General features: G+C 37.1%; 15 protein-coding genes and 1 tRNA gene. 10 read left to right on the plus strand and 6 right to left on the minus strand.

Translation table 11 applies throughout. The features are described 5' to 3' along the window. Nucleotides 1-72 precede the first annotated feature (72 nt). Nucleotides 73-735: a hypothetical protein gene (locus tag GGR42_RS15050; protein WP_167965726.1), complete on the plus strand. Its 663-nt coding sequence runs from the start codon at nt 73-75 to the stop codon at nt 733-735. 794 nt (nt 736-1,529) lie between these two features. On the opposite strand, the gene GGR42_RS15055 is transcribed toward GGR42_RS15050, so the two are convergent. The 4 genes from GGR42_RS15055 to proS form a co-directional block, all read right to left on the minus strand. Then, nucleotides 1,530-1,673: a hypothetical protein gene (locus tag GGR42_RS15055; RefSeq protein ID WP_167965728.1), complete on the minus strand. Its 144-nt coding sequence runs from the start codon at nt 1,671-1,673 to the stop codon at nt 1,530-1,532. A 588-nt stretch (nt 1,674-2,261) separates the two neighbouring features. Continuing rightward, nucleotides 2,262-2,513, minus strand: a complete 252-nt coding sequence (gene rpsT / locus GGR42_RS15060; RefSeq protein WP_167965731.1) for a 30S ribosomal protein S20 — start codon at nt 2,511-2,513, stop codon at nt 2,262-2,264. Between the two features lie 46 nt (nt 2,514-2,559). Next, a tRNA-Glu gene (locus GGR42_RS15065) sits at nt 2,560-2,631 on the minus strand. A 78-nt stretch (nt 2,632-2,709) separates the two neighbouring features. Continuing rightward, entirely contained in the window at nt 2,710-4,185 is a 1,476-nt protein-coding gene (gene proS / locus GGR42_RS15070) for a proline--tRNA ligase (protein ID WP_167965734.1), read from the minus strand. A 91-nt stretch (nt 4,186-4,276) separates the two neighbouring features. Between proS and GGR42_RS15075 the strand changes: the two genes are divergently transcribed. Then, nucleotides 4,277-5,599: a hypothetical protein gene (locus GGR42_RS15075; RefSeq protein WP_167965736.1), complete on the plus strand. Its 1,323-nt coding sequence runs from the start codon at nt 4,277-4,279 to the stop codon at nt 5,597-5,599. A 34-nt stretch (nt 5,600-5,633) separates the two neighbouring features. Beyond that, nucleotides 5,634-7,139 (plus strand): OmpP1/FadL family transporter, encoded by a 1,506-nt coding sequence (locus GGR42_RS15080; protein WP_167965738.1) that lies wholly within the window; start codon nt 5,634-5,636, stop codon nt 7,137-7,139. A gap of 51 nt (nt 7,140-7,190) precedes the next feature. Here the strand turns inward: GGR42_RS15080 and GGR42_RS15085 are convergent, their stop codons facing one another. Together GGR42_RS15085 and GGR42_RS15090 are read right to left on the minus strand one after the other, a co-directional pair. Further along, nucleotides 7,191-8,609, minus strand: coding sequence for a T9SS type B sorting domain-containing protein (locus tag GGR42_RS15085; protein WP_167965740.1), 1,419 nt, complete (start codon nt 8,607-8,609; stop codon nt 7,191-7,193). A gap of 127 nt (nt 8,610-8,736) precedes the next feature. Next, entirely contained in the window at nt 8,737-10,545 is a 1,809-nt protein-coding gene (locus tag GGR42_RS15090) for a T9SS type B sorting domain-containing protein (protein WP_167965742.1), read from the minus strand. Nucleotides 10,546-10,680: 135 nt separating this feature from the next. On the opposite strand from GGR42_RS15090, the gene folE reads away from it, so the two are divergent. The 7 genes from folE to GGR42_RS15125 all read left to right on the plus strand — a co-directional run bounded on the left by folE (nt 10,681) and on the right by GGR42_RS15125 (nt 16,468). After that, complete coding sequence (folE, locus tag GGR42_RS15095; RefSeq protein WP_167965745.1) at nt 10,681-11,361, plus strand: GTP cyclohydrolase I FolE; 681 nt, start codon at nt 10,681-10,683, stop codon at nt 11,359-11,361. Between the two features lie 15 nt (nt 11,362-11,376). Next, complete coding sequence (gene cysS / locus GGR42_RS15100) at nt 11,377-12,858, plus strand: cysteine--tRNA ligase (RefSeq protein WP_167965747.1); 1,482 nt, start codon at nt 11,377-11,379, stop codon at nt 12,856-12,858. A 23-nt stretch (nt 12,859-12,881) separates the two neighbouring features. Beyond that, a complete protein-coding gene (gene yidD / locus GGR42_RS15105) occupies nt 12,882-13,103 on the plus strand; it encodes a membrane protein insertion efficiency factor YidD (protein ID WP_167965750.1) in 222 nt (73 codons plus the stop codon). Between the two features lie 88 nt (nt 13,104-13,191). Then, nucleotides 13,192-14,154, plus strand: a complete 963-nt coding sequence (gene lgt / locus GGR42_RS15110; protein ID WP_167965753.1) for a prolipoprotein diacylglyceryl transferase — start codon at nt 13,192-13,194, stop codon at nt 14,152-14,154. 6 nt (nt 14,155-14,160) lie between these two features. Beyond that, the gene (locus tag GGR42_RS15115; RefSeq protein WP_167965756.1) at nt 14,161-14,649 is read left to right on the plus strand and encodes a DUF192 domain-containing protein; all 489 of its coding nucleotides are present in this window, start codon (nt 14,161-14,163) and stop codon (nt 14,647-14,649) included. 11 nt (nt 14,650-14,660) lie between these two features. Continuing rightward, nucleotides 14,661-15,182 (plus strand): GNAT family N-acetyltransferase, encoded by a 522-nt coding sequence (locus GGR42_RS15120; RefSeq protein WP_167965758.1) that lies wholly within the window; start codon nt 14,661-14,663, stop codon nt 15,180-15,182. Between the two features lie 35 nt (nt 15,183-15,217). Beyond that, nucleotides 15,218-16,468: an ATP-binding cassette domain-containing protein gene (locus GGR42_RS15125; RefSeq protein ID WP_167965768.1), complete on the plus strand. Its 1,251-nt coding sequence runs from the start codon at nt 15,218-15,220 to the stop codon at nt 16,466-16,468. The last annotated feature ends 164 nt before the right edge of the window (nt 16,469-16,632 follow it).

The raw sequence follows: 16,632 nt of genomic DNA on the forward strand, positions 1-16,632 counted from the left end.
AGGTAATTTAATTACCTCAAAATCCCCTCATTTTGTAGAGAACACTATTTTAAACTATTAAAAACCATACCTATGAAAAATGTAAAAAAGTTAATCCTATCCTTATGCTGCCTATCCATTTTAAGTTTTAATCTAATAGGTTGTAAAGAAGTAAAAGACCCAAAAAATGAGGAAACACCTGCCCAAGAAGAAGTTGCGGAAGTCGATCCTCCCAAACAAATAATTACCAACGAAGAGGCCAAAAATCTATATGATGATTACGACAGAAATGTTGTTCCATTATTAGAAGGTATTGAAGGTGCTGCAAAACCTGCAGCACGTTTTGTAGAATACGATTTAGATTCAATAAAGCAATATATAGCCTATGTAGAGCAAGAGGCCGCTTTGGCTGATAGTACAGAGGTCAAAACCCTTAGATTTTATTTTGGAAAGTATAAAAAGAGTAAGAAATCTGGAAAAAATACTGTATTTATTGTACCCACCACTCAGTTTGAAGGAATTAACTACAACCAAGGTTTTTATATTGAAGTAGCAGCCGATGGTACCAAAACCGCGATGCCCATTAGTGGTTCCGGTAAAGAAAAAGGAATGGGAAGTGCTGGTGATACAACCACAAAAAAAGCTTACGCCTCCATGTTACCAACTCCATCTAAAAATCCCACTTATTTTGCAAAGCAAAGTTTAACAATGAATCGAGGTACAGAAGGCCCACCACCTAATTCGGACTACCAATAATATGTACTTTTGAACTTAGACCAAATCATATCATTTTTTCAAGAGTTTCCATTTCTACTGTTATATTTAGTTGCCTTTACGCTTTCTGTATATAGGTATCCTAAATACTACAGTAGTCCCCTAAAGTTTTTTCCGATCATGTTACTTTACACACTGGTGACTGAAACATTAGGAGGTTTTATTTGGCACTTTAAAGAATTTAGTTTGTATTTGAATGATTTCTACTATAACAACAATCATTTAATATTTAATATTTACAGTCTAATCACCTATTTATACCTGTATTCAATTTTTCGTAAATTTATTAAATACAAAACCTATAAAAGATATGTATTTTACGGCGCTATTGTGTTTTTAATCAGTAATATTATTAATGCATCATATTCCAATTTCTTTTATGATTCTCTAATTCTGGCTGATTCTATCGGAGGAGTTATTTTAATAGTTTGTATTGGACTTTACTTTAAAAGCAGAAAAAAAGAAGGCCTAACTTATTTTGACAGTTATGATATTTTGTCTTGGATTGGACTAGGGTACGCAACCTTTTTTATTGGGTATTTACCTTTAACCTTTTGTAGATATACTATTTATAATTTTAATAAAATGCCAACCGAGCCTATCTTTTTCAGGCCATTACATTTCAGCCTAATAATAATAATGTACTCTCTAATAATCATTGGTTTTATAAGAATGAAAAGGCTCATATATAGATAAATTTTAGAATAGGGTTAGTTTTAAGGAATATTGAATACTCCTGATTTTTTTATGACTTTAGATTTGGGAACTTTTTTGGCTTACACAATGCTGGGAATATACGCAGTAGCCTTTTTTACATCCATGATATATCTTCCCAAGTACCATGACACTCCTCTGCGGTTTCTACCGTTTATTCTGTTATACACATTTCTAAATGAAACTTTGGGATATCTTATTTTCACGTACCCAGAATTTAAATTAATAAGCAGAGAAGGTTTTTCCCATTACAACATTATAATTTATAATATTTATGACCTTATTTTCTTCCCCTACTTTTACTACGTTTTTTGGTCATACATTAACTATGAGAAGCACAAGAGAATTGTCTTATTTGGCGGAACCCTATTCTTTTTTGTCTGCATTTTAAATCTCTACCTACAAAATCCGATGTTATCTACTCAAATCCTAACCTATGTCTACGGAGGCCTGTTTTTAATTGTTTGCATTCTTTTATATTTTTCTAAACTTCGCTATTCACACAAAAAAACCATGAAGCAAGATTTATTGTTCTGGATAAGTTGTGGTCTGCTCATTTTTTTTATTGGATACCTCCCAATTGAAATAAAACGCTATTTTGATTCACTTTTCAATATTGTAGAACCCCCATATATTAGGCACATACAACGCATTTTAATAATTGTCATGTATATACTTATTATTATAGGTTTTATAAAAATGAAAAACAGAAAACTAGTTTCTAAAAAGATATAAAAACAAAAAACGCCCTTCAAATGAAGGGCGTTTTTATGCTTTCTGGAATAGTAGTAAACCTATAGAGCAGCTACTTTCTTTACCAATTTACTTTTAAGGTTGGCAGCTTTATTGGCGTGTATAATCTTACGTTTTGCCAATTTGTCTATCATACCCACAACATTTGGCAATAAAGCCTCAGCAGCTTTCTTATCTTCTTCACCACGCAATTTCTTAATTGCGTTACGAGTTGTCTTGTGCTGATATCTATTGCGTAGACGTACCGCTTCGTTTCTTCTGATTCTCTTTAATGCTGACTTATGATTTGCCATTCTTTCTTTTGTTACTTTTTAAAATAGGATTAAATCCTATGTTTTGTAGCCCGTAGGGGAATCGAACCCCTGTTACCAGGATGAAAACCTGGCGTCCTAACCCCTAGACGAACGGGCCATTATTTACATAATTGCGGATGCAAAAATACAACTATTTTTAACTATTGCAACTTCTATATAATTTTTTTTATTTGTTTTAATATGCTTTAGCAAATAATACCCTTTTATTTGATGGTTTTCCCGTAACCATACAACTTCCACTCTCTTCTTTAGCATCCAATGGAATACAGCGAATAGTTGCTTTTGTTTCTTCTTTTATACGGTCTTCTGTTTCGGCAGTACCATCCCAATGGGCAGAGACAAATCCTCCCTTACTTTCTAGAACTGCTTTAAACTCATCATAAGAATTCACCTCCGTAATATGCTCTTTTCGATAATCCGCTGCTTTTTGATAAATATTCTTTTGAATATCGTCCATCAAAAATTCTATTTTAGAAACAACATCTTCTGCTTTTACCGTTTCTTTTTCCAAAGTATCCCTACGTGCCACCTCAAATGTTCCATTATCCAAATCTCGCTGACCAATCGCCAAACGAACCGGGACACCCTTTAATTCATATTCATTGAATTTAAATCCAGGTTTATGCGTATCCCTATTATCATATTTAACAGAAATTCCCTTGGAACGTAGCTCTTTCACTAATGGATTCACTTTTTCCGATATAACATCCAATTGTTCTTCTCCCTTATAAATGGGGACAATTACAACTTGTATAGGAGCTAGTTTTGGAGGCAGGACCAGGCCATTATCATCACTATGGGTCATTACAAGTGCTCCCATTAATCTTGTGGAAACACCCCAAGAAGTTGCCCATACATATTCTTGTTTTCCTTCTTTGGTGGCAAACTTAACATCAAAGGCCTTGGCAAAATTCTGACCTAAAAAGTGCGAAGTCCCTGCCTGCAAAGCTTTTCCATCTTGCATTAATGCCTCAATACAATACGTTTCAATAGCTCCTGCAAAACGCTCACTTTCCGTCTTTACCCCTTTTATTACCGGTACCGCCATATGTTCTTCTGCAAACTCTGCATATATGTGCATCATTTGTTCCGCTTCTTCAATAGCCTCTTTTTCTGTAGCATGTGCCGTATGCCCTTCTTGCCATAAAAATTCGGCGGTTCTAAGGAAAAGTCGGGTTCTCATTTCCCAACGTACCACATTGGCCCATTGATTAATTAATAAGGGCAAATCCCTGTAGGATTGAATCCATTTTCTATAAGTGTCCCATATAATGGTTTCCGAAGTAGGCCTCACAATCAATTCCTCCTCTAACTTGGCATCAGGGTCCACAATAATCCCACTACCATCTTCTGCATTTTTAAGTCTATAATGTGTAACCACGGCACATTCTTTAGCAAAACCTTCTACATGACTGGCTTCTTTACTAAGGTAGGATTTTGGAATAAAAATTGGAAAATAGGCATTCTCATGACCTGTTTCTTTAAACATTTTATCCAAGCCAGCCTGCATCTTTTCCCAGATAGCATATCCATAAGGTTTTATGACCATACAACCCCTAACTCCTGAATTTTCAGCTAAATCCGCCTTCACCACCAATTCATTATACCATTTGGAATAATCTTCACTTCTACTGGTTAAATTTTTACCCATCCTTGTAAGTTTGGCACAAAACTTGTGACTTTATTAATAAATAATTCGGTAAAACTAACTATTTTTAAAATGTTCAACAATTAATTTTAATATGATGATACAATCCCACATCCCAACAAATATTAAAACATACACTCTATTGTCCTTTTTGGGCTTTTTAGTGGCTTCTTGTGGTTCTTACCAACAAGCCTCCTATTATGACAATGATGGTATCTACTCTAACCGCGAAAATGAAGTAGCCGTTGAAAGCAGACATAATCCAGAGATACAGGCTCAAAAAAAAGAGGCTGACCCTTATGGTGATTACTTTGAGCAAAGGGCAAATGAATATGATGAAATATTGGATAGTGAGGTTTTTACTGATATCGATGGATATTATGGTGAAGCAGAAACTGATAGTTTGGCCGTAGCTCAAAAAGAAGATTATTTTAGTTCAGAAAACGATTATAATGGATATGCAGGTTGGGGAGATAATTCAACATCTGTTAGCATAAACATCCATAGTGGTTTAGGTTTTGGTTTCTATGATTATGGCACACCCTGGGGATGGAACAATTGGGGATGGAACAATTGGGGATGGAATAATTGGGGATGGAACAATTGGGGATATCCGGGTTATTATGGATATGGATGGAACAACTGGGGATGGAACAATTGGGGATGGGGATATTATGGCTATTACAACCCATGGTTCAATGGATATGGCTGGAGAAATTATTATGGATACGCCTACAACCCCTATTATAATAGATCAAGACATTATGCCTATAACAATAGCAGAAGAGGATATTATAACAGAAATGCAATCGCGGCAAATTCTTTAAGAGGAAGGTCAAATCCAGCATTAAGAAGCAATTTAAATACATCCAGATATAGGACTACTGGAACACGTTCCAACATAAACAGAAGTTCGACCTCTGCAAGACCTAATACAAATTACAGAACGGGAACAACAAGCAGACGAGCGGTAAGTGTGGATGGCGTCGAAAGAAATTCAGCTTATAGAGCCAGTAGAAGCACCAGAGCAGTTCCCAGATATAACAGCAGTAGCAGATCTAGCCAAACCTATCGCGGCACAACACCAAGAACAAGTGGTTATAGAAGCGGGACATCTACGGGAACCAGAAATGGATACTCAACATCTAGAAGCACAACACCTAGAACCTCAACCTATAGAAGTTCTAGAACTCCAGCCACTAATAACCGCACATACAGAAGTAGTCGCAGTAGCTCTCCAAGGAGTAGTAGTTATAGAAGTTCCAATAGTTCTTCAAGAAGTAGCGGTAGCTACAGAAGTTCCAGTCCTTCCAGAAGCTCATCAAGTGGAAGCTATAGAAGTTCAGGGTCTTCATCCAGTGGTAGGTCATCAGGAAGTAGTGGTAGATCATCATCTAGTGGAGGAAGACGAAATTAAAAACCATCAATCAAAACCCTAAAAAAATTGCAAAATGAAACTAAAGATTACTTTCATAATGGTATTGGCATGTGCGTCCTTAAGTGCGCAGAATATTAATGAAGTACTCCAATACAGTACAGAAAACTTACAGGGAACGGCACGTTTTCAAGCAATGGGCGGTGCTTTTGGCGCACTGGGCGGTGATCTTTCGGCCCTAAATATAAACCCCGCTGGATCAGCGGTATTCAATAATAGCCAATTTACAATATCTGGCACCAACTTTAATAGAAACAATGATGCCATTTATTCCAACACCACCAATAATACAGTGCTTAATACACTGGAAATTAATCAAGCTGGTGGTGTGTTCGTTTTTAAAAGCAGAGATGATTCTGACTGGAAAAAATTAGCACTGGCAATAAATTATGACATGGTTCAGTCCTTTGACGATGATTATTTTGTTTCTGGAAACAATACACAGGGAATAGACAATTACTTTCTTAATTATGCCCAAGGAGTTCCTTTTGGGGATTTGTTATTAAGGGACGGAGAATTTATAGAAGAAGCCTATTTGGATATAGGTTCCAGTCTTGGATTTACGGAACAACAAGCTTTTCTAGGTTATTTTGGAGGAATTATTGACCCCGTTGATGTAGATGACAATAATAATACAGATTATATTTCCAATGCACAGTACAGCAGTGTAAACCAAGAGTTTTCACAAATTACATCGGGCTACAATAGTAAGTTTACAGTGAATTTTGGGGGGCAATATCAGGAAAATCTTTATTTGGGAGCTTCCATGAACTTCCACTCAATCTTATATGATAAAATAACCCAGTATAGAGAAACAGGTTATGATACTGCATCAGAAATCCAATTCACTCATTTTGACAATCTTTTGCATACAGAAGGTGATGGATTCTCTTTTAGTGTTGGGGGGATTGCCAAATTAAACGACAATGTAAGAATTGGTGGTAGCTACCAATCTCCAACTTGGTACAGATTAACAGATGACACATCACAAAGGATCAATTCCGATTTGGCGGACAGCGATATTAATTTCATCGATTTTAGAATTATAAACCTATTTGCGCCATACAAAATAAAGACGCCAAGCAAACTAAATGGTAGTGCCGCTATAATTTTTGGGAAGAAGGGACTTCTGAGTTTTGATTATGGGTACCAAGATATGTCAAAGGCAGAATTACGCCCAAGCAGTGATCCTAGCTTTGCTTCTGAAAACACTTTTATTTCCAATCAGTTAGGGGCAGTCTCCACTTTTAGGGTCGGTGGTGAATATAGAATAGACGCCGTAAGCCTAAGGCTTGGGCATCGTTTTGAACAAAGCCCCTATGCAAATGAAACAATGATTGGTGATTTAATGGGATATTCTGGAGGTATTGGATATAGCTTTGGTGGAAATAGATTAGATCTTTCCATAACCAGAACAGAACAAGATATTAATAAACAGTTGTTTGATACAGGAATAACCTCAACAGCTTTAATAGACAATATTAATACAAATGTAACTTTAAGCTATACCCTTAATTTTTAGGAATAAAATTTTGCAAACAAAAAACCCACCAATTGGTGGGTTTTTTGTTTTTTATCGAACTAAGGAAAAATGTTTTCGCAATGTTTTTGCCACTATAATACCATCATTCTGTTCGTCCTCTCCATATTCAAATCTAAACCAGTAATCTGATGATGGCATGGGCCTACCATTAAAAGTACCGTCCCAACCAATAGTTGTATCGTCTATTTGCTTAAGCAACTTTCCATAGCGATCGAAAATGAAGACAACAGGGGCATCGAGAGTTTCTATCCCTTGCACATTCCAAGCATCATGAAAACCATCTGCATTGGGTGTAAAGAACTTAGGATAACCAACAACCAAGAACTCAATAGGTTCAGTTGTTCCACATCCATTTTTATCGTTTATAATCACAGTATTTATACCAGGAGGCACATCTAGAAAAATGGTATCATCCTGAAATTCACCTCCATTAATGGCGTATTCATAATCCCCATCTCCATCCACTATAATTTCAATATCATTTTGATCTACCTCAGTGGATAGGTTATTTTCCAATATATCTACCCTATCCAAAACGGGAATTCCGTAATATGTTATTAGAATATCATCTGTTATAACGGTGGCCAAGGTGGTTTGTATTTCTACGAAATAGCGCCCAGAATTAGGACTAGTTACTACCAATTCTGCACCAGATGGACCGCTGCCCGTTAAAACTTGGTCAATAGTACCGTCATCTTCATAATCTACAGACCATATAACATTGGCAATAGCTGGTCCTGCAGGAGAACGCAATGCACTTAATACAATATCCGGATCTCCTTCACAGGCAACAATATCCAATCCTAAAAATTCATCCCTAAGCGTACAATCCAATGCCGTGTCTTGATCGTCTTCTACAGACTGACCCGTAAAAGTCAATGAAAAGGGTTCTGGGTCCCCATTAAAATTGGTATTGAAATTATTGATAAGAATAAAGTATATCTCCCCTTGTATTACATCTAAATATTCATCATACGTATTTTGGCTACCCACTACAAATGGTGCTCCCACACGACCGTCCTCTGGGTTGATTCCCAATCCCGTAAAAGATGTAGTATTTACTTCGTAATTACAACGAATGGGTTGAGCCGTACCATTACTTATATCACCACAATCTACATCCGGTCCATAAACGGCAAAATCCCATTCAGCGGTATCGCTAAGGGCTTCAATATCAAATCCTACTTGACCATCAGTGCCTGCTCTAAAAACATACCAAGATGTATTGTTTTCTATATTGGCGGAACTTACGCTTCCTTTTTCCAAACAACCTGTCTGCCGGATGACATCTGGGTCAAAATCATCTATATCGCCTCCACCATCGGCAAATGAAATAATGGGTGCATCTGCACAAACGGGTATGGCACTTCTACAATCTGGTGAATTTTGGGCATTTACTCCAAGGGCAAATAGGAATAAGCAACAGATAGAACAAATGAGTGTTCGCATAGATTTAGGGCTAACATTATACTACAATCTATAGTATAACTCACACAAGCTCTATTTAGTATGTTTTAACCTATAAATTAGGCACTTAATCGATGAAATGAATTTTAAGAAGTAATAAAATTTGTGTCTATCGCCTTAACGAGAAGTGATTTTCCACATACTTGGCCTCCACACGTTGACCCTCTGAGTCTATGTAGGTCAATTTAAACCAGTAATCCGTAGAAGGCAATTGTTTGCCATTGTAGGTACCGTCCCATTCCATATTGTTTTCATCAATTTGGCCCAATAGTTTACCAAACTTATCAAAAACAAACACAATTGGATCCTGAAGTTCTGTCATTCCCACAATTTCCCATCGATCATTTACACCGTCTCCATTTGGAGAAAAATATTTTGGAAAACCAACTACCATAATACTTTCTGATACCGAGCCACAACCATTTAAATCATTTATCGTAACTATATGCTCTCCTGGCAATACATCTTCAAAATTACCTGAAGACTGATACTCACCATCATCCAAGCTATACTCAAAATCACCCTCGACATCGGTAAGTATAGTTACATTATTATATTGCTGCAGATCGTCTATCAAAACATCTGTAATTACGGGAGCCTTAGAAATATACACTGTAATTGAAAATGTTTCTGAACAGGCCCTTCCGAATTGTTCATTCGTAATTGTTAAATCATAGGTGCCGGCTTCATAAACGTCAATAGTAGGTGTTATTGCACCTGTACTCCAAAAATAAGTGTACCCAGCACTTGGTGTATCATCTCCAATTGATGTAGATACAATATCGTCACATAAAAAAACTTCTAATGGAAAGTCCGCTATCGGCATTTCGACACTTGCAAATTCAAATTGCCTGGAAGCATCAAAACATTTGGGGTTGGCCAATGATGAAATCCGCACATAAATAGTTTCCGTCCCCACTGTTGTTGTATATTGTTCGGGTAATTTGTTAAATCCGTTCATTGCATCAGACAGAGAACTATGATAACTTACAATAAACTCTGAAGGACTTTGGGATCCCAGAGCTTCATTATTTTTCTGAGATAAATCAAAGGAATCGCCCTCCACCAAACAGTAAGCTTCATCTGTAACCATAAAAGTTATGGGCGCCATAGAAAAGGCTACTTGTACATCACTGTAAATATTGCCCGTAGGGGTTACAACTTCTACCCTATACATGGCAGAAGCGGTTACATTGATCATAGGACTGTTTTCTCCAACTATTTGTTGATAGCCTATACCCGTATCCATAAACCAATTGTACAGCGTAGCGTTGGGTGTAGTTGCATCTAAAGCCACGGTGTCATTTTCGCAAGCAGCAACTGGTGGGCCCAAGAGATTGCTAATTATGGAACAATCCAAAGCATCATAGGGATTGGTCTCAAAAATGGATCCTGAAAACTGAATTGAAAATCCTGAATTGTTGTTGCTATAGTTATTTACCAGCAAATAGTAATTCTCACCTGCATTTACATCTAACCAATCTTCATATTGAATTGAATTTGCCATTCCCGTTGGATCCTCACCAACCCCTATAAATGAACTACTTTCCGAATTATCAAAGAAATTACAACGAATAGGGTCTCCCAAGTTGGAACAATCATTTGTTCTATACAGTGCAAAATCCCAATCTTCTGAGGAATCAAAACCAATATTAAACCCTAATTGTCCAGAGGCCATGGTTGTAAACCTATACCAGCCCGAATTGGATTCAATGGTTCCTGCCATGGTGGACTGTTCCAAACATCCAGATTTAGTGTCGCCATTAAAGTCATCATCACCATAATCATAGGCTCCACCGTTTACAGGGGTATTGGTACAAATAGGAATAGCCCCAGAACAGTCAGGTGAAATCTGGGCAGAAACACCGAGCAGTCCTATGAACAAAAGTGTCAAAATAAGAGGGCCACACTTTCTCATAAGTAGGGATACTATTTGGAATCATAAAAGTAAACCCCGAATTTTCTTAACACTAATTTATGTTGTGTAACCGTTTGAATGTGACATTAACTGCCATTTTATGTATATCTTTGCTCCTCTTTTAAAAAGTATTTAATGAAATTTGATAGTACGTTGGAAGAGCAGTTTGAAGAGATTGGGGACGAACATGTTTCATCCTCCGAAGACACTCCGTTAAGAAAGGATGCCTTTTTGTTAAATGATGATGAAAAGATTGATATCATTAAGAAAAATGTAAGGGAAATTATGCTTACCCTTGGTTTGGACTTGGAGGATGATAGCCTAAAAGGAACTCCAAACCGTGTTGCCAAAATGTTCGTTAAAGAAATATTTGGAGGGTTGCACCCAGACCGTAAACCAAAATCATCTACGTTCGACAATAAATATAAATATGGTGAAATGTTGGTGGAGAAAAACATCACCTTATATTCTACATGTGAGCACCATTTACTCCCAATTGTTGGCAGGGCCCATGTAGCATATATCTCCAATGGAACAGTTGTTGGACTTTCTAAAATGAACCGTATTGTGGACTATTTTGCAAAAAGACCACAGGTACAAGAACGATTGAATATACAAATTGTAAAAGAGCTTCAAAAAGTATTGGGAACAGAGGATGTTGCCTGTGTTATAGACGCCAAACATCTGTGTGTTAATTCTAGGGGTATTCGCGATATAGAAAGCAGTACTGTTACCGCTGAATACGGTGGTAAATTCAAGGAAGAGGCTTTACGCAGAGAGTTTTTGGATTATATTAACCTAGAGACCAATTTTTAATCGTTTTTCCATAGAATGCAACTGTACCAAGAACAAACCTTAAAACTTTACAATACCCTAACCAATAAAAAGGAAGTTTTTAAACCTATAAACGAGGGACATGTAGGTATGTACGTCTGTGGCCCAACTGTTTATAGCAATGTGCATTTGGGAAATTGCAGAACTTTTATGTCTTTTGACATGATTTTTAGGTATTTAAAACACGTAGGCTACAAAGTACGTTTTGTTCGTAATATCACAGATGCTGGGCATTTGGAAAACGATGCAGATGAAGGCGAGGACAAAATTGCCAAAAAGGCAAGATTGGAGCAGATAGAACCCATGGAAGTGGTTCAGCGTTATACTGTTGACTTCCATAATACACTTCAAAAATTTAATTTATTGCCCCCAAGTATAGAGCCAACTGCAACGGGGCATATTATTGAGCAAATTGAAATTATAAAGGATATTCTAGAAAAGGGCTATGCTTATGAAATCAATGGTTCTGTGTATTTTGATGTGGTCAAATTCAACGAAACCAATGAATATGGTAAGTTAAGTGGTAGAAAATTGGAAGATATGATTTCCAATACCCGTGAACTTACCGCCCAAGATGAGAAAAGGAACCCTCAAGATTTTGCCCTTTGGAAAAAAGCGGAACCACAGCATATAATGAGATGGCCTTCCCCTTGGGGAGATGGCTTCCCTGGTTGGCACTTGGAATGTACTGCCATGAGCACCAAGTATTTGGGTGAAAAATTTGATATTCATGGGGGTGGAATGGATCTTAAATTTCCCCACCATGAATGTGAAATTGCACAAGCTGAAGCCAGTAATGGGCAATCCCCTGTAAACTATTGGATGCATGCCAATATGCTTACCCTAAACGGTAAAAAAATGGCAAAGTCAACAGGAAATAATTTGTTGCCCAATGAAATATTTTCTGGGGAAAACGATATTTTGAGTAAACCTTTTGTTGCTTCCGTAGTTCGCTTTTTTATGATGCAAGCTCATTATGCAAGCATTCTGGATTTAAGTAACGATGCACTCTTGGCATCAGAAAAGGGATATTACAAACTAATGGATTCTCTTTCTACGTTAGAAAATTTAGAAACAGGGCCAACATCGGATTTTGATGTTGAAACCTGGAAAAATAAGTGTTATAGTGCCATGAACGATGACTTTAACACCCCCATCCTCATTGCCCAATTGTTCGATGCCGTTAAGCACATTAATCTTATTAAAGAAGGTAAAGAAACAATTACCGATGGCGACAAAGCCAAATTAGAAGAGTATATAAATGCCTTTGTTTTTGATGTTCTGGGATTGGAAAACACCAGTGCTTCCGACAATAATTCTGACAAACTATCTGGGGTTGTTGAGCTTTTGATAGAATTACGAAATGAAGCCCGTAGCAATAAGGATTTTGCAACATCAGATAAAATCAGGGACCAATTGGATGCTATGGGAATACAGCTAAAGGATGGAAAAGAAGGCACTACTTATAGTCTTTCATAAATTTTTTTTACCTTTTAAAGGAAATGAAAAAAATACTTATAGCGCCGTTTATCTTTTTGGTAAAAACGTACCAATACCTTATTTCACCGTTAACACCGGCCACATGTCGCTATTCTCCCACTTGTTCGCATTATACTATACAGGCCCTAAAAAAGCATGGCCTTTTTAAAGGTGGATGGTTGTCCATTAAACGTATATTCAGCTGCAACCCATGGGGTGGAAAAGGGTATGACCCTGTACCTTAATGACATACGTCCAAAAGGTATTAATTTAACCTCAACACAAAATCCTTTTCTATCTAAATAACTATATTAGCCCTCCAAAACAACCGATATGTACTTTTTAGGATTTAATTGGAACCCAAATGAAACTCTTTTTAATATTGGGCCTTTACAGATAAAATACTACAATCTTTTATGGATTGCTGCTTTTGCGGTGGGGTGGGTCATCATGAAACGAATCTTCTTAAATGAAAAAAAGTCCATGGAACAGTTGGACTCACTTTTTATTTATACAGTTTTGGCAACCATGTTGGGCGCAAGATTGGGCCATGTTTTTTTCTATGACTGGCCTTATTACCAAAATCATTTAATGGAAATCTTATTACCCATTAGAGAAAATTCCAATGCCTCTCTATTTGGCTTTATAAAGGGATATGAATTTACAGGTTTTGCTGGTCTGGCAAGTCATGGTGCGGCCATTGGAGTAATTATTGGCATGTATCTGTACACCCGAAAATTTCCAGAGTTTAAATTGTTGTGGATATTGGACCGATTGGTTATTCCTACGGCCATTGGCGCCTTTTGTGTGCGGTTGGGGAATTTCTTTAACTCGGAAATCAACGGAAAAATCACAGAAGGATCTTTTGCCCTCGCCACTCGTTTTATTCGCGATTCGGATGATATGCCGGCAGCTCGTGCCTTGGCATTAACCAAAGAAAAAACTGCAAGTGCAGCCTATAACGCAATTGAAAACAATCCTGAGTTTGCTTCTATTTTAGAGGGTATTCCATATAGGCACCCAGCACAATTGTATGAAGGTGTTTGTTATATTTTTGTTTTTTTAATACTATACTTCCTGTATTGGAAAACAGATAAGAAAAACCAGTCTGGTTATCTTTTTGGCCTGTTCTTGGTATTACTATGGACAGTACGTTTCTTTGTGGAGTTTGTTAAGAAAAGTCAGGGTGGTTTTGAGGAATCCCTTGGGCTTTTGTCCACTGGCCAATGGTTGAGCATTCCTTTTATTTTAATCGGGCTGTTCTTTATGTTCAAGTCCAAGATTCTAAAAAAATAGTTTCCCATGAAAACTCGGTTGTACCTTTTTTTGTTCATCATCGGAATACTTATCCAAGCTTCTTGTAAGGATGATGCTAAAAAAGTAATAAAAACAGAGCCTATTTCTTTTAAAAAAGAAGGGGAGCTAACAATTTATAAGGCCAAGACCGATTCTGTCCTAACTAAATTGGATATAGAAATTGCCGATAGTGAATATGAAACCCAAACTGGGCTCATGTATCGCGATTCTATGGAAGATGACCAAGGGATGCTTTTTATTTTCCCAGAAGAGGCCATGCATTCATTTTACATGAAAAACACCAAAATAGCTTTGGATATTGTTTTTATTGGTTCGGATTTAAAAATTGACAGTTTTCAGGAAGGTGCAAAACCCATGGATGAAACAGGACTTTCTTCTCAAGTCCCTGTGCAATATGTTTTAGAAATTAATGCCGGACTTGCAGAAAAATGGTTGTTGGAAGTAGGTGATAGTATTGTCTATTCCAAAAAGTAACGTTCCACTTCATGAAATACCTTCTAGAAGGTGAAGAAACCAAACGACTTCTTTTTAGAAGGGTAAAACCTACTGACTTTAATTCTTGGATGCCCTTTCATGAAGAACCCTTATCCACACAATTTTGGGAAGGTGAACAACCAGAGCCCAAAATTGCTTGCCAAAAATGGTTTGATACAGTTTTCTACAGGTACAAAAATAATTTGGGCGGTATGAACGCTCTCATTGACAAAAGTACCAATGCACTCATTGGTCAATGTGGTCTTTTGCTGCAAACTGTGGACAACATACAAGAATTGGAAATAGGATACTCCATACTGCCCAATTACTGGAAAAATGGGTACGCTACGGAAGCCGCTGCAAAATGTAAAAATTATGCTTTTGAAAATAAACTTGCAGCATCCCTTATTTCAATTGTTCATGTAGATAATGTTCCTTCCCAAAAAGTGGCCATAAATAATGGTATGCATTTAGATAAAACCACAACCTATAGGGACAATCCCGTTCACATTTTTAGGGTTTATGCCCAATAATGCATAAATTTCTCTTTCTAAAAGAGACATACTTCATGAACCCAAAAAAACACTGGGCCCTATTTATAAACAACCAATCCAACAAGGAGCATTTTATTTACTCACTTTTAAAAGAAGATGTACAAGGTTTTGAAGATTTAAGTAGGTTAAAGGGAGCTCTTTTCTCAAAATTGGCATTGGTAAAATTTATTGATGAAGAAGAAAGGCACGAATCCAAGTTACTTACCAAAGAAACACCGCAACTCCTAAAGACCATGTCCAGTGGAGAGCAGAAAAAAGCACTGCTCACCTATCTTTTGGACTCAAAACCCGATTTTCTAATTCTGGACAATCCCTTTGACAATCTGGATGTAGATTTTCAAAAAGAATTAAAACAAATACTTGGTACCATATCCCAAGAAATACACATTGTACAACTGGTAAGTAGGAAGATAGATGTGTTGCCCTTTGTCTCCCATTTTGCCAATCTGGATAACAGGACAGTACATTTTCTTAAAGATTCATCTACTTATTTGAATACTAAAAACGAGAGCGGCATCCTTTTTAACAAACCCATTCCCCCACCCCTTAAGGTAATTCATTATTCTGATGATGTATTGGTTGCATTAAAAAATGTATCTGTACAGTTTAAAGAAAAACCAGTGCTCCAGAACATTAATTGGAAAATAAAGCAAGGTGAATTTTGGCAACTTATAGGAAAAAACGGAAGTGGAAAAACCACTATCCTCTCCATGATTACAGGAGATAGTATTAAAGGCTATGGGCAAGACCTCTATCTTTTTGGCCAGAAAAAAGGAAGTGGGGAAACTGTATGGGACATTAAAAAAAAGATAGGCTACTTTACCCCATCCATGACCGATAAATTTACCGGTCACCATTCCTTGGAACATATGGTCATTTCCGGTTTGCACGATTCCATTGGATTATACAAAAAACCAACCGAGACCCAAGTACAATTGGCAAAAGAGTGGTTAGGGCTAATTGGAATGTGGGATAGTAGAAAGACCTATTTTCATGATCTCTCCATGGGTCAAAAACGACTTATTATGACCGTAAGAGCCATGGTAAAACATCCCCTTTTACTCATTTTAGATGAGCCCACCGCAGGTCTCGATGATGAAAGTGCCCTGTTGTTTGTACATCTGGTAAACAAAATTGCACAAGAAAGTACCACGGCCATCCTCTTTGTCTCCCACAGAACGGAACCGGGATTGGAACCCCAATTTGTATATGAGTTGGCAATGACCCCTAATGGTTCTTTAGGAAAAGTTGCCAAAAACAGTTAATTTGTTCCCTACAATAAATGAGGGTGATCATATTATGGCAAAACAATGTCATTCCGAACTAAGAATTAGGAGGAATCTTATCGTCATGAGATTTCTCGTCGCTCATACCTCGCTCTGTCGAAATGAAAAGTATAAAAACAATCAACTTTAAACTAAAAACTATC

It is taken from the genome of Saonia flava, assembly GCF_011927795.1.
Lineage (GTDB): Bacteria > Bacteroidota > Bacteroidia > Flavobacteriales > Flavobacteriaceae > Saonia > Saonia flava.

What these genes read in the sequence shown, in the direction of transcription:
- GGR42_RS15050 (WP_167965726.1), top strand. Translation starts at nt 73, where the DNA reads ATGAAAAATGTAAAAAAGTTAATCCTATCCTTATGCTGCCTATCCATT.
- rpsT (WP_167965731.1), bottom strand. Translation starts at nt 2,513, where the DNA reads ATGGCAAATCATAAGTCAGCATTAAAGAGAATCAGAAGAAACGAAGCG.
- proS (WP_167965734.1), bottom strand. Translation starts at nt 4,185, where the DNA reads ATGGGTAAAAATTTAACCAGTAGAAGTGAAGATTATTCCAAATGGTAT.
- GGR42_RS15075 (WP_167965736.1), top strand. Translation starts at nt 4,277, where the DNA reads ATGATGATACAATCCCACATCCCAACAAATATTAAAACATACACTCTA.
- GGR42_RS15080 (WP_167965738.1), top strand. Translation starts at nt 5,634, where the DNA reads ATGAAACTAAAGATTACTTTCATAATGGTATTGGCATGTGCGTCCTTA.
- GGR42_RS15085 (WP_167965740.1), bottom strand. Translation starts at nt 8,609, where the DNA reads ATGCGAACACTCATTTGTTCTATCTGTTGCTTATTCCTATTTGCCCTT.
- GGR42_RS15090 (WP_167965742.1), bottom strand. Translation starts at nt 10,545, where the DNA reads ATGAGAAAGTGTGGCCCTCTTATTTTGACACTTTTGTTCATAGGACTG.
- folE (WP_167965745.1), top strand. Translation starts at nt 10,681, where the DNA reads ATGAAATTTGATAGTACGTTGGAAGAGCAGTTTGAAGAGATTGGGGAC.
- cysS (WP_167965747.1), top strand. Translation starts at nt 11,377, where the DNA reads ATGCAACTGTACCAAGAACAAACCTTAAAACTTTACAATACCCTAACC.
- yidD (WP_167965750.1), top strand. Translation starts at nt 12,882, where the DNA reads ATGAAAAAAATACTTATAGCGCCGTTTATCTTTTTGGTAAAAACGTAC.
- lgt (WP_167965753.1), top strand. Translation starts at nt 13,192, where the DNA reads ATGTACTTTTTAGGATTTAATTGGAACCCAAATGAAACTCTTTTTAAT.
- GGR42_RS15115 (WP_167965756.1), top strand. Translation starts at nt 14,161, where the DNA reads ATGAAAACTCGGTTGTACCTTTTTTTGTTCATCATCGGAATACTTATC.
- GGR42_RS15120 (WP_167965758.1), top strand. Translation starts at nt 14,661, where the DNA reads ATGAAATACCTTCTAGAAGGTGAAGAAACCAAACGACTTCTTTTTAGA.
- GGR42_RS15125 (WP_167965768.1), top strand. Translation starts at nt 15,218, where the DNA reads ATGAACCCAAAAAAACACTGGGCCCTATTTATAAACAACCAATCCAAC.